The organism is Pseudomonas sp. 3MAES_34.3B (assembly GCF_058145875.1).
Genome location: NZ_CM176960.1, coordinates 1,471,129 through 1,483,936, shown reverse-complemented (window position 1 = coordinate 1,483,936; position 12,808 = coordinate 1,471,129). Strand labels below are relative to the sequence as shown.

At 62.5% G+C, this 12,808-nt stretch carries 11 protein-coding genes; 3 read left to right on the top strand and 8 right to left on the bottom strand.

The window, feature by feature from the left end; translation table 11 throughout:
- Nucleotides 1-171: 171 nt before the first annotated feature.
- From AC3Z8Y_RS06605 to AC3Z8Y_RS06580, 6 genes are all read right to left on the bottom strand, one after another.
- Nucleotides 172-1,914 carry an ABC transporter substrate-binding protein gene (locus AC3Z8Y_RS06605; RefSeq protein ID WP_181114824.1) on the bottom strand — a complete coding sequence of 581 codons (1,743 nt, stop codon included), beginning with the start codon at nucleotides 1,912-1,914 and terminating at the stop codon, nucleotides 172-174.
- Between the two features lie 64 nt (nucleotides 1,915-1,978).
- Nucleotides 1,979-2,251, bottom strand: a complete 273-nt coding sequence (locus AC3Z8Y_RS06600) for a DUF2160 domain-containing protein (protein WP_181114826.1) — start codon at nucleotides 2,249-2,251, stop codon at nucleotides 1,979-1,981.
- Nucleotides 2,252-2,263: 12 nt separating this feature from the next.
- Complete coding sequence (locus AC3Z8Y_RS06595) at nucleotides 2,264-3,058, bottom strand: carbohydrate ABC transporter permease (protein WP_181114828.1); 795 nt, start codon at nucleotides 3,056-3,058, stop codon at nucleotides 2,264-2,266.
- A gap of 12 nt (nucleotides 3,059-3,070) precedes the next feature.
- Complete coding sequence (locus AC3Z8Y_RS06590) at nucleotides 3,071-3,934, bottom strand: carbohydrate ABC transporter permease (protein WP_181114830.1); 864 nt, start codon at nucleotides 3,932-3,934, stop codon at nucleotides 3,071-3,073.
- Nucleotides 3,931-5,028 carry an ABC transporter ATP-binding protein gene (locus AC3Z8Y_RS06585; RefSeq protein WP_490088971.1) on the bottom strand — a complete coding sequence of 366 codons (1,098 nt, stop codon included), beginning with the start codon at nucleotides 5,026-5,028 and terminating at the stop codon, nucleotides 3,931-3,933. Before AC3Z8Y_RS06585 ends, AC3Z8Y_RS06590 begins: the two co-directional genes overlap by 4 nt.
- Complete coding sequence (locus AC3Z8Y_RS06580; RefSeq protein WP_490088970.1) at nucleotides 5,028-6,122, bottom strand: ABC transporter ATP-binding protein; 1,095 nt, start codon at nucleotides 6,120-6,122, stop codon at nucleotides 5,028-5,030. Before AC3Z8Y_RS06580 ends, AC3Z8Y_RS06585 begins: the two co-directional genes overlap by 1 nt.
- A 211-nt stretch (nucleotides 6,123-6,333) precedes the next feature.
- On the opposite strand from AC3Z8Y_RS06580, the gene AC3Z8Y_RS06575 reads away from it, so the two are divergent.
- The gene (locus tag AC3Z8Y_RS06575; protein ID WP_490088969.1) at nucleotides 6,334-8,133 is read left to right on the top strand and encodes a sigma-54-dependent Fis family transcriptional regulator; all 1,800 of its coding nucleotides are present in this window, start codon (nucleotides 6,334-6,336) and stop codon (nucleotides 8,131-8,133) included.
- An 87-nt stretch (nucleotides 8,134-8,220) separates the two neighbouring features.
- Here AC3Z8Y_RS06575 and cysS read toward each other — a convergent pair whose 3' ends face one another.
- Both cysS and AC3Z8Y_RS06565 read right to left on the bottom strand, forming a co-directional pair.
- The gene (gene cysS, locus AC3Z8Y_RS06570) at nucleotides 8,221-9,603 is read right to left on the bottom strand and encodes a cysteine--tRNA ligase (RefSeq protein ID WP_490088968.1); all 1,383 of its coding nucleotides are present in this window, start codon (nucleotides 9,601-9,603) and stop codon (nucleotides 8,221-8,223) included.
- 7 nt (nucleotides 9,604-9,610) lie between these two features.
- Entirely contained in the window at nucleotides 9,611-11,311 is a 1,701-nt protein-coding gene (locus AC3Z8Y_RS06565) for a glutamine--tRNA ligase/YqeY domain fusion protein (RefSeq protein ID WP_490088967.1), read from the bottom strand.
- A 272-nt stretch (nucleotides 11,312-11,583) separates the two neighbouring features.
- Between AC3Z8Y_RS06565 and AC3Z8Y_RS06560 the strand changes: the two genes are divergently transcribed.
- A complete protein-coding gene (locus tag AC3Z8Y_RS06560; RefSeq protein ID WP_490088966.1) occupies nucleotides 11,584-12,087 on the top strand; it encodes a peptidylprolyl isomerase in 504 nt (167 codons plus the stop codon).
- Nucleotides 12,084-12,806, top strand: coding sequence for a UDP-2,3-diacylglucosamine diphosphatase (locus tag AC3Z8Y_RS06555; RefSeq protein WP_490088965.1), 723 nt, complete (start codon nucleotides 12,084-12,086; stop codon nucleotides 12,804-12,806). The genes AC3Z8Y_RS06560 and AC3Z8Y_RS06555 overlap by 4 nt, the downstream gene beginning before the upstream one ends.
- The last annotated feature ends 2 nt before the right edge of the window (nucleotides 12,807-12,808 follow it).

The window sequence follows — 12,808 nt, the reverse complement described above, 5'->3', positions numbered from 1 at the left end:
AACCGCGCCCCGGAGCCGGTAGTGCCGGTACTGGGGCCCGGCCGGCAGTGTCCATTGTCGGTCCTTCCCTGGCTCCGCCAGGTCCTACACAGCTGAATCCAGCCCACGCCCTCCTGGGCAAAGCTCCAATCCGTGTGGGACCGGGCGTTAGCCCGGGAACAGGCGGCATTTTTACTTCTTCGCCGCCTCCCACGACTTCAGCAGCTCGTTGTAGTTGACGGTCTGGCCCTGAGGCTTCTCGTTGGCGAGCTTGGGCTTGGGCGCGCCGGGCTGGTCGAACCAGTACTGCGCGGTTTTCTCTTCGTTCAACTTAGGCCCGCACGCGGAGTTGGCCTGCGCGCGCTCCAGCCGTTTCAGCACCGCATCCTGATCCGCCGCCAGCCCGTCGAGGGCTTCCTGGGCCGATTTCTCGCCGCTGACCGCGTCAGACACGTGCTTCCACCACAGCTGCGCCAGTTTCGGATAGTCCGGCACGTTGGTCCCCGTCGGCGTCCACTGCACCCGCGCCGGGCTGCGGTAGAACTCCACCAGCCCACCCAGCTTGGGCGCCAGGTCGGTCATGGCCTGCGAGTTGATGTCCGATTCACGAATCGGGGTCAGCCCTACGATGGTCTTCTTCAGCGACACGGTCTTGGCGGTCACGAACTGCGCGTACAGCCAGGCGGCCAGCCGCTGCTTCTCGGGGGTGGACTTGAAGAAGGTCCAGGAACCGGTGTCCTGATAGCCCAGCTTCATGCCTTCTTCCCAATACGGGCCCTTGGGTGATGGCGCCATCCGCCACTTCGGCGTGCCGTCGCTGTTCACCACCGGCAAGCCCGGCTTGGTCATGTCAGCAGTAAAGGCGGTGTACCAGAATATCTGCTGTGCCACCGCGCCCTGAGCTGGCACAGGCCCTGCTTCGGAGAAGGTCATGCCGGCCGCTTGCGGCGGTGCATAGGCCTTGAGCCAGTCGATGTATTTTTGCGTGGCAAAAACCGCAGCAGGGCCGTTGGTATCGCCGCCGCGGGTCACGCTGGAGCCCACCGGCCGGCAGTTCTCCACGCGGATGCCCCACTCGTCCACAGGCAGGCCGTTGGGCAGCCCCTTGTCGCCACCACCGGCCATGGAGAACCAGGCGTCGGTGAAGCGCCAGCCAAGGGACGGATCTTTTTTGCCGTAATCCATGTGGCCGTACACGCGCTTGCCGTCGATCTCCTTCACGTCCTCGCTGAAGAACTTGGCGATGTCCTCGTAGGCGGACCAGTTCACCGGTACGCCCAGGTCGTAGCCATACTTGGCCTTGAACTTCGCTTTAAGGTCCGGGCGCTCGAACCAGTCGGCGCGGAACCAGTACAGGTTGGCGAACTGCTGGTCGGGCAGTTGGTAGATCTTCTTGTCGGGCGCGGTGGTGAAGGAAATGCCAATGAAGTCGTTGATGTCCAGGGTTGGCGAGGTGTAATCCTTGCCTTCATTGGCCATCAGGTCGGTGAGGGATTCCACCTTGCCGTAGCGGAAGTGGGTACCGATCAGGTCGGAGTCGTTCACCCAACCATCGTAGATGTTCTGGTCGGACTGCATCTGGGTCTGCAGTTTCTCGACCACGTCGCCCTCTTGCACCAGGTCGTGGGTCAGCTTGATGCCGGTGATCTCGGTGAACGCCTTGGCCAGTACCTTCGATTCATATTCATGGGTGGTGAGCGTTTCGGACACCACCTTGATGCTCATGCCGCGGAACGGCTTGGCCGCTTCGATGAACCACTTGAGCTCGGCCATCTGTTGGTCTGGGGTCAGGGTGGAAGGCGTGAATTCACTGCCGATCCACTTCTTCGCCGCGTCTTCATACTGATCGGCGAAGGCGTGCGAGCCATAGGCAGTGAACACCAGCAGGGCGGCCAGTGTGATGCCCTGTCGCCTGTTGTTTTTATTCTCGAACATGGGGAATCTCCCGAATGGATGTACGCGCCTGGCCAACGGCCCGCGCTGTTCTAGCAAAGGGCGTTCAGCCCCAGCGCATCACTACTGCCAACCACACCAGGGCCAGCGCCGAGGCCACCCAGATGCTCCAGTCGGTAGCGCCCACGATCACCAGGTGAAGGTAGGCGCTACCAAGAAGGCCGATAAACAGCCGATCGCCGCGGGTAGTGGCAATGGGCAAAAAGCCCCGCCGCTCGGCACCCGGCCAACGTAATTCGATGGTGGTCATGGCCACCAGCAACAGGCCCACGGCAATGAAGAACACCGCGGTGGGAAGGGTCCAGGCCATCCAGCTCATGCTACGGCTCCCTTAAACACGGCCCAGGGCAAAGCCCTTGGCCACATGGTTGCGAACGAACCAGATCACCAGCAGGCCTGGCAGGATGGTGAGCACACCGGCTGCCGCCAGCACCCCCCAGTCAATCCCGGCCGCCGACACTGTGCGGGTCATGACCGCGGCGATGGGCTTGGCGTTGACGCTGGTCAGCGTGCGCGCCAGCAGCAGCTCCACCCACGAGAACATGAAGCAGAAGAACGCCGTTACGCCGATGCCGGAGCCAATCAACGGGATGAAGATCCGCAGGAAAAACTTCCAGAAACCGTAGCCATCAATGTAGGCCGTTTCGTCGATCTCCTTGGGCACGCCCGACATGAAGCCCTCGAGAATCCACACCGCCAGCGGCACGTTGAACAAACAGTGGGCGAGCGCCACGGCATAAGGCGTGTCGAACAAGCCGATGGAGGAATAAAGCTGGAAGAACGGCAACAGGAACACCGCCGGCGGCGCCATGCGGTTGGTGAGCAGCCAGAAGAACAGGTGCTTGTCGCCGAGGAACCGATACCGGGAAAATGCATAAGCCGCCGGCAGCGCCACCAACAGCGATATCAAAGTGTTGAGGGTCACGTAGGACAACGAGTTGAGGTAGCCCTCATACCAGCTGGGGTCGGTGAAAATCACCTGATAGTTCTGCAGCGTGAAGTCTTTGGGCCACAGCGTGAGCCCGCCGAGGATCTCCGTATTGGTTTTGAACGACATGTTGATCAGCCAGTAAATGGGGATCAGCAAAAACGCCAGAAACATCGTCAGGGCAATGGGTTTGCGCATGGTCGCTGCTCCTCAGTCCCGGTCGCCGTGGGTCATGGCGGTATAGAACAGCCAGGACACCAGCAAAATGATCAGGAAGTACACCAGCGAGAACGCCGCCGCTGGCCCCAGGTCGAACTGCCCCACCGCCATCTGGGTGAGGGTCTGGCTCAGGAAGGTGGTGGCATTGCCGGGGCCGCCGCCGGTGAGCACGAAGGGCTCGGTATAAATCATGAAGCTGTCCATGAAGCGCAGCATCACGGCGATCAGCAGCACGCTTTTCAGCTTGGGCAGCTGTATGTACCGGAACACTGCCCAGGGCGAGGCCCGGTCGATGCGCGCGGCCTGGTAATACACGTCAGGGATCGCCCGCAGGCCGGAGTAGCACAGCAAGGCCACCAGCGAGGTCCAGTGCCATACGTCCATCACCAGCACCGTGCCCCAGGCGTCGCGGGTGTGCGCAGCGTAGTTATAGTCCACGCCCATGGCATTCAGCGCCCAACCCATCAGGCCGATGTCGCCGCGGCCGAAGATCTGCCAGATGGTGCCTACCACGTTCCAAGGAATGAGCAGCGGAATGGCCATCACGATCAGCACCAACGACGCACGCCGCCCCTTGGCCGGCATGGTGAGGGCAATGCCGATCCCCAGCGGGATCTCGATCGCCAGCACGCACGCCGAATATACGAACTGGCGCAACAGCGAATCATGCAAGCGCGGGTCCTGCAGCACTTGCCGATACCAGTCGGCGCCCACGAAGAAGCGGCTGGAGGTATCGAAGATATCCTGCACCGAGTAGTTCACCACGGTCATCATCGGCACGATGGCACTGAAGGCCACCAGGATGAACACGGGCAGTACCAGCCACCATGCCTTGTTGTTGGGCACCTTGTTCATTGGTCGGCCTCCACCAGCACATCGTTGGCATAGAGCATCAACCAGGGTGCCGGGAAGCTCACCGGCACGTCACCTTCCGGCAGTTGCCGATCCTCGGGCAACCGGGCCATTATCCGTTGCCCGCCCAGTTCCAGCGTGACGATGCGGTAGGTGCCCAGGTCTTCTACATGGCGCAGCCGCGCGGATAAGGTGTGCTCCGAATGCGCATCCCAGATCCGTACGAATTCGGGGCGGATGCCCAATTGCAAACGCTGCCCGGCCAGCGCCGGCAGTTGCCCCGAGAGCCCGGCGGGCACCGGCAAGGTCACGTCACCGAAGGTCAGCTCACCGTTCTGCTCGGTTACCTCGATCAGGTTCATGCCCGGGCTTCCGATGAAGTAGCCGACAAAGCTGTGCCGGGGCCGTTCGAACAGTTCTCGCGGGGTGCCGAACTGCACGATCTGGCCGCCGTACATCACCGCGATCTTGTCGGCGAAGGTGGAGGCCTCCAGCTGATCGTGAGTCACGTAGACCATGGTGATGTTGAACTGCTCGTGGATTTGCTTGAGCTTGCGCCGCAGCTTCCATTTGAGGTGCGGGTCGATCACCGTCAGGGGCTCATCGAAGAGGATCGCCGACACGTCATCGCGCACCAGCCCCCGCCCCATGGACACCTTCTGCTTTTCATCGGCGCTGAGGTTTCGGGCCTTTTTACTCAGCACCGGCGTGAGCTCCAGCACCTCGGCGATTTCCTGCACCTTCTGGCGTACGCGGTCCGCCGCCATGCCCTGGTTGCGCAGCGGGAACGCCAGGTTGTCGAACACCGTCATGGTGTCGTACACCACCGGGAACTGGAACACCTGGGCAATGTTGCGCTGTTCGGGGGTGAGCTCGTTCACCCGTTTGCCGTCGAACAGCACCTGGCCTTCGGAGGGTGTGAGCAGGCCGGAAATGATATTGAGCAACGTAGACTTGCCGCAGCCAGACGGCCCCAGCAGCGCATAGGCACCGCCCTGGGCCCAGATGTGGTCAAGCTGGCGCAAGGCGTAGTCTTCCGGCGCGCCAGGCTGCCGGGCGTAGCTGTGGGCCAGTTGCTGCAAACGGATTTCGGCCATCAGGCAACCCTCGCCGCGCGCCGGCCGGGGGCTTGCACCAAACGCCCCTGCGGCTCGAACACGAACAGTTTGTGAGTGGGGATGTACACCTTGATTGGAGCGTCCACGGCGAACTCATGCACGCCAGGCAGATGCGCCACCAGGCGCCATTGATCATTGCGAACGTGGAGGAAGGTTTCCGAACCGCTGATTTCGGCCAGCTCCACCGTGACGGCCAGTTCCAGGTCGTCATCGTTGGACGGCACCAGGCTGATATGGCTGGGCCGCACACCGAAGCGGAAGTCACCCTCGCCGATCCCTTGAAGGTCGGCATTGAGCGGAAAATGCGCGAAATCGGCGAAGCTGGTTTCTCCGCCGCTGATCCGCCCGGGCAACAGGTTCAGCGGGGGCTCGGAGAACAACTCTGCTGCCAGCACCTCGCTCGGGCGTTGGTACACCTGCGCAGTATCACCGCTCTGGATGATCCGCCCCTCGTGCACAATGGTCGTGGTACCGCCCAGGGCCAGGGCTTCATTCGGCTCGGTGGTCGCATAGATGGCGATGGTATGGCGGGCGGCGAACAGCTCGCGCATTTCCAGTCGCAGCTCTTCGCGCAGCTTGTAGTCCAGGTTAACCAGGGGTTCGTCGAAGAGGATGAGCTCGGCGTCTTTTACCAGCGCCCGGGCCATGGCCGTACGCTGCTGCTGCCCACCGGAGAGCTCCAGCGGATACCGCGAGAGGAAGGGCTCTATCCGCAGCATCTTGGCGGTAGTTCGGACGCGTTGGTCGATTTCATCGTTCGCCAAGCGTGCCTGGCGCAGCGGCGAGGCAATGTTTTCGTAAACGGTAAGGTTCGGGTAATTGATGAACTGCTGGTAAACCATCGACACCTTGCGAGCACGCACCGGCACACCGGTCACGTCCTTGCCGTGCATCAGCACTTGGCCGCTGTCGGGGCGGTCCAGGCCGGCCATCAGGCGCATGAGGCTGGTTTTGCCGGACAGAGTACGCCCGAGCAGTACATTAAAGGAGCCGGCTTCGAAGCGCAGGTCGGCGTTGTCGATCCAGCGCTGCCCGTCCACGATGCGACACACGTTGCGCAGTTCCAGTGCCATGGCGGCAACCTTGTTGTTGTAGTGCCATGGCTATAGCCACATCCGTGCCATTTTCCAGAAAGACCCGATCCAGGGCCCGCCGCTGCGCCTGAAGGTTCGCAACTGAACAAAAATGAACAGCTACGGCTGAACAATTGAACACCCGAAGTGTTGACAAGGTTCAGGTTTGAACAACACTGGGTGAACAAAAATAACCATAAAGGGCAGCGCAATGTCCGCAAGCACCCACGGCATCGTTCACGAACAAGCCATCCGCGAAGCCTGGGCGCGCTCTGTCGCCGCTGGGCTTCACGCGCACGATGCCCCTGACCACGGCACGCCGCCGCCCGCTACCGTTGAGCAATGGCGGGTGCGCCGGAACGAACTGCTGGGTATCGCCGATACCCAACTGCTACCGATGTATGGCCAGGTACTGGCGCCCATTCAGGCGTTGCTGGTGCTGGCCGATGAGCATGGCCGGCTGTTGCGCAGCTGGGGCACGCCGCGCTTCGAGCCAGCACAGGCCCGGGCCTTCATGGAGGGCGCCGATTGGAGCGAGGCCCGCGTGGGCTGCAACGCCCTTGGCACGGCGCTCGCTTGCGGCCAGGCGGTGCATGTTGAACACGACGAGCACTTCCTGGCGGCCAACCGGTTCATGAGCGGTTCCGCCGCACCGGTGTACGATGCGGATCGGCGGCTGGTGGGCGTACTGGGATTGTCCAGCGATAGCTTTCTGCCCCCTTCGCATACCCTGGGCACCGTGAAGATGATGGCGCAGGCGCTGGAAAACGCCTTGCTGGAGGCCCGCTTCGCCGGGAGCTATCACCGGCTGGTGTTCAATACGGCGCGCAACAACCTGGACAGCCCCTGGGCAGGCGTGGTGGTGGTAAACCCTCGGGGCCAGGTGATTGCCGCCAACCGGCGGGCAGACACGCTGCTGGGCAAGGATCCGCGAAACCTGCCGATCGAGACTTTGTTCCGAGCCAGCCTGGCAGACCTGGCAGACCTGGCGGCCCGGCCTGCCCAGCTTCCGTTTCCCCTGCTTGCCGCCGGCCGCAGCCGCCTCCAGTGCTTGCTGAGCCCACCTACAAACCCTGTGCCTCATGCACCCGCCTCGCCCAGCGAACAACACGCACTGGTGAATAAAGGCCTGCGCATGCTCGAACGGGATATTCCGCTGCTGATCAGCGGAGAAACCGGCGCCGGGAAGGAGGTGTTGGTGAAGGCGCTGCACGCCGCCAGTTCCCGCGCCAGCCAACCGCTGATAGCGGTGAATTGCGCGGCGATCCCGATGGAGCTGGTGGAGTCCGAACTGTTCGGCTACGAAAAAGGCGCGTTCACGGGTGCGAACCAGAAAGGTAATGCCGGGCTGATCCGCAAGGCGGACAAAGGCGTGCTGTTTTTCGACGAGATCGGCGACATGCCGCTGCCCACCCAGGCGCGGCTACTGCGCGTGCTACAGGAGCGCTGCATTCAACCCCTGGGCAGCGGCGATCCGGTGGCGGTGGATGTGCGGGTGATTTGCGCCACCCACCGGGACCTGACGCAAGCCGTGGCCGAGGGCACCTTCCGTGAAGATTTGTACTACCGCATTGCGGGCTGCACGTTGAAGCTGCCCCCACTGCGCGAGCGCAGCGACCGCCTTGAACTGATTCAGGCCATCTGGGAACAGCACCGGCAGCCCGAGCAACGCGCCGGTTTCAGTGACGCGGCGCTGCAGGCGCTGATGAACCACCCTTGGCCCGGCAACCTGCGCCAGTTGAGCAGCGTGATTCAAGTGGCGCTGGCCTTGGCAGACGACGCCAGGATCGAACCGGAGCATTTGCCCGACACCCTCCTAACCCCCTTTGCCTCTGCGCCGCCACCTCGGGTAGTGGAAGTGCCGGCGCAGGACATCAACGCCCTGCTGCGGGCCACCGACGGCAATATTTCACAGGTAGCGCGCCGGCTGGGCGTAAGCCGCAACACCGTGTACAAGCGCCTGCGCGAGATAAACGCAGGCGCCTGGCCCGCGGAAAGTGCAGGACCGTAGGAGCTGGCGCCAGCCTGCGAACAGGGCCATTTCAAGCCCTGATCGAGGCCATTCCCTGGCTCCGCCAGGTTCTACATGCAGCCGACCTTAGTCCGCCAAGCGCCAGGTGGTACCGCCTTTACCATCCTCCAGCACCACGCCCATGGCAGTGAGCTGGTCGCGAATGCGGTCGGATTCGGCCCAGTTCTTGTCGGTTCGGGCCTGTAGTCGCGCCTGAATCAGCGCTTCCACCTCAGCGGCATCTACACGGCCTTCGGCATCGGCGCGCAGGAAGGCTTCGGCATCCAGCTGCAATACGCCCAGCAGATCACCCAGTTCCCGCAAACGCCCAGCCAGGCCAGCGGCGGCCTGGGCGTCGGTGTCACGCAGGCGGTTGATTTCCCGCACGAGGTCGAACAATACCGCGCAGGCTTCGGCGGTGTTGAAATCGTCGTTCATGGCCGCGGCGAACCGCTCCACGTATGCCTCCCCACCCACCGCTGCGCTGGCCGGCAAGCCCTTGAGCGCGTGGTAGAAGCGGTCCAGCGCGCTTTTGGCGTCGCGCAGGCTGTCTTCGGAATAGTTGATGGCGCTGCGATAATGGCTGGCCACCAACAGGTAACGCACCACCTCCGGGTGGTACTTTTCGAGCACATCGCGAATGGTGAAGAAGTTGTTCAACGACTTGGACATCTTCTCGCCGTTGATACGGATCATGCCGCAGTGCATCCAGGCATTGGCGTAGGGCTTGCCGGTCGCGGCCTCGCTCTGGGCGATCTCGTTCTCGTGGTGCGGGAACTCCAGGTCGCTGCCACCGCCGTGGATGTCGAAGGTTTCACCCAGGCAGCAGGTGGACATCACCGAGCACTCGATGTGCCAGCCCGGCCGGCCAGGGCCCCACGGGGACTCCCAGCTTGGCTCGCCCGGCTTGGCGGCTTTCCACAGTACGAAGTCGAGCGGGTCCTGCTTGGCCTCCTCCACTTCGATGCGAGCGCCGATGCGCAGATCTTCGATGCGCTTGCGCGACAGCTTTCCGTAGCCCTGGAACTTGCCTACGCGGTAGTACACGTCGCCGTTGCCGGGCGCGTAGGCGTAGCCCTTGTCGATCAGGGTCTGGATCATCGCCTGCATGCCGGGGATGTGGTCGGTAGCGCGGGGCTCCTGATCCGGCGGCAGAATGTTCAGCCGGCGCTCGTCCTCGTGCATCGCGTCGATCATGCGCGCGGTAAGGGCATCATAGGGCTCGCCGTTCTGGTTGGCCCGGTTGATGATCTTGTCTTCGATGTCGGTGATATTGCGCACATAAGTAAGGTCGTACCCGCTGTAGCGCAGCCAACGGGTGATCAGGTCGAACGCCACCATGCTGCGGCCGTGCCCTAGGTGGCAGTAGTCGTAAACGGTCATCCCGCACACGTACATCCGCACCTTGTTGCCGTCCAGTGGCTTGAACGGCTCCTTGGCCTTGGTCAGCGTGTTATAGATGTTCAGCACGGCGGCATCAGCTCCAGGAGTCACGCAGGGTCACGGTACGGTTGAATACAGGCTTGCCCGGTTGGGTGTCTTTCAGGTCGGCGCAGAAGTACCCTTCGCGCTCGAACTGGAAACGGTCCTCGGGCTGTGCCTGGGCCAGCGACGGCTCGGCGCGGCAACCGGTGAGGATCTGCAGCGAATCCGGGTTGATGTTGTCCAGGAAGCTGCCGCCTTCTTCGGATTTTTCCGGGTTGGCCGAACGGAACAGGCGGTCGTACAGCCGTACTTCACATTCCACGCTGGCCTCGGCCGGTACCCAGTGGATCACGCCCTTCACCTTGCGGCCTTCGGGGTTCTTGCCCAGGGTATCGGGATCGTACGAGCACAGCAGCTCGACGATGTTGCCGTCGGCATCCTTCACCGTTTCGTCGGCGCGGATCACGTAGGCGCCACGCAGGCGCACTTCACCACCCGGCTCCAGGCGCTTGTAGCCCTTGGGCGGGGTTTCCATGAAATCGTCACGGTCAATGTACAGCTCCCGCGCGAACGGCAACTGGCGCACGCCCATGTCTTCCTTGGGATGGCGCGCCAGCTCCAGCATCTGCTGCTGGCCTTCCGGGTAGTTGGTGATGGTCACCTTCAGCGGGCGCAGCACGCACATGGCGCGCGGCGCGGTGCGGTCCAGGTCCTCGCGGATGCTGAATTCCAGCATGGCCATGTCCACTACGCCGTCGGAACGGTTGGTACCGATCATCTCGCAGAAGTTGCGAATCGCCTGCGGGGTGTAGCCACGGCGGCGGTAGCCCTGCAGTGTGGACATGCGGGGATCGTCCCAGCCGCGCACGTGCTGTTCGTCTACCAACTGCTTGAGCTTGCGCTTGCTGGTGATGGTGTAGTTCAGGTTCAGCCGGGAGAATTCGTACTGGCGCGGCTTGCTCGGCACCGGCAGGTTGTCCAGGAACCACTCGTACAGTGGCCGATGGCCTTCGAACTCCAGGGTGCAGATCGAATGGGTGATGCCTTCGATCGCGTCGGACTGCCCGTGAGTGAAGTCGTAGTTGGGGTAGATGCACCAGGCGTCGCCGGTCTGGTGGTGATGCGCATGGCGGATGCGGTAAAGAATGGGGTCGCGCAGGTTCATGTTGGGCGAGGCCATGTCGATCTTCGCCCGCAGCACACGCTCGCCGTCCTTGAATTCGCCAGCCTTCATGCGGGCGAACAGGTCGAGGTTTTCTTGTACCGAACGCTCACGGAAGGGGCTGTTCTTGCCCGGCTCGGTGAGGCTGCCGCGGTATTCCCGCGCCTGCTCGGGGGTGAGGTCGTCCACATAAGCCTTGCCGGCCTTGATCAGTTCCACCGCCCAGGCGTGCAGCTGGTCGAAATAGCTGGAGGCGTAACGCACCTCGCCCGCCCACTGGAAGCCCAGCCATTTCACGTCCGCCATGATGGCATCGATGTATTCCTGGTCTTCCTTGGCCGGGTTGGTGTCATCGAAACGCAGGTGGCAGCTGCCACCGAATTCCTGGGCCAGGCCGAAGTTCACGCAGATGGACTTGGCATGGCCAATGTGCAGGTAACCGTTGGGCTCCGGCGGGAAGCGCGTGACGATGGCGGTGTGCTTGCCGGCCTCGAGATCGGCCTGCATGATCGGGCGCAGGAAGTTGGCCGGAACTACAGGCTCAGCCTTGGCGGCGGCGGTCGAAGCGTTGTCGGCGGTAGGCTTGGTCATGGAATCCTTCAAATACGGTGTAAGCCAGTTAGGGTTTGCATGAAAAGTCGGCGAGCGAAGGTCAGGCAAGGAAAAAGCCGGCGAGGATGCGGAGTTTACTGGTTGTAAATGAGCATTCCGAGCCGGTTTTTGACGCGGCATGAACGAGCGCAGCCACTTTTCGTGTAAAGCCTAAAACAAAGCCCGTATCATAGCTGATGCTTTCAAGGCACTAACAGGCCGCTACCCTAAAACCGTGGCGCCACTTGAATATCTGACAAGAGTGAATTTGTATGTCCAAGGTCAAACTGTCCACCAACCACGGCGACATCGTTCTGCAGCTCAACGCAGACAAGGCCCCTGGCACCGTTGCCAACTTCATCGAATACGTAAAGGCCGGCCATTACGAGAACACTGTGTTCCACCGTGTGATCGGCAATTTCATGATCCAGGGCGGCGGCTTCGAGCCTGGCATGAAGGAAAAGACCGACAAGCGCGCGCCCATCAAGAACGAAGCCAACAACGGCCTGCCGAACAAGAAGTACAGCGTTGCCATGGCCCGCACCATGGAGCCGCACTCGGCCTCGGCGCAGTTCTTCATCAACGTGGCTGACAACAGCTTCCTCAACCACACCGCGCCCACCACCCAGGGCTGGGGCTACGCCGTGTTCGGTGAAGTGGTCGAAGGTCAGGACGTGGTCGATGCTATCAAAGGCGTTGCCACCGGCTCCAAGGCTGGCCATCAGGACGTGCCGAAAGACGACGTGATCATCGAGAAAGCCGAGATCATCGAGTGATACTGCTGATCTCTGATCTGCACCTGCAAGAAGAACGCCCGGATATCACCCGGGCGTTTTTGCACTTCCTCGAGGGCCGTGCTCGCGCTGCTCGCGCGCTCTACATCCTCGGGGACTTTTTCGAGGCCTGGATCGGCGACGACGCCATGTCGCCCTACCAGGCCAGCATCTGCCGCGCCCTGCGGGAGCTGACCGACAGCGGCACCCAGGTGTACCTGATGCACGGCAACCGGGATTTCCTGATTGGCGAAGCATTCTGCCAGGCCGCCGGCTGCACCCTGCTCAGCGATCCCTGCGTGATCGACCTGGACGGCGAAGAGGTGTTGCTGATGCACGGCGACCTGTTGTGTACCCGCGACGAAGGCTACCTCAAGCTGCGCCGTGTGTTGCGTAACCCGCTCACGCTGTGGGCGCTGCGACACTTGCCGGTGGGCTGGCGGCAGCGGCTCGCCCGCCGCTTGCGCAACGAAAGCAAGGCGCATACCCGCATGAAAGCCCGCGACATCGTCGACGTTACACCCGACGAAGTGCCGCGCGTCATGGGCCAGGCCGGCGTGACCACCCTGATCCACGGCCATACTCACCGCCCGGCGGTGCACAAGCTTCAGGTCGGCGAGGCGCCCGCGCGGAGAATCGTGCTGGGCGACTGGGACCGCCAGGGCTGGGTGCTGGAGTGGGACCGCGAAGGCGCGCGGCTCGAAGCCTTCGAGCTGGGCTGAGC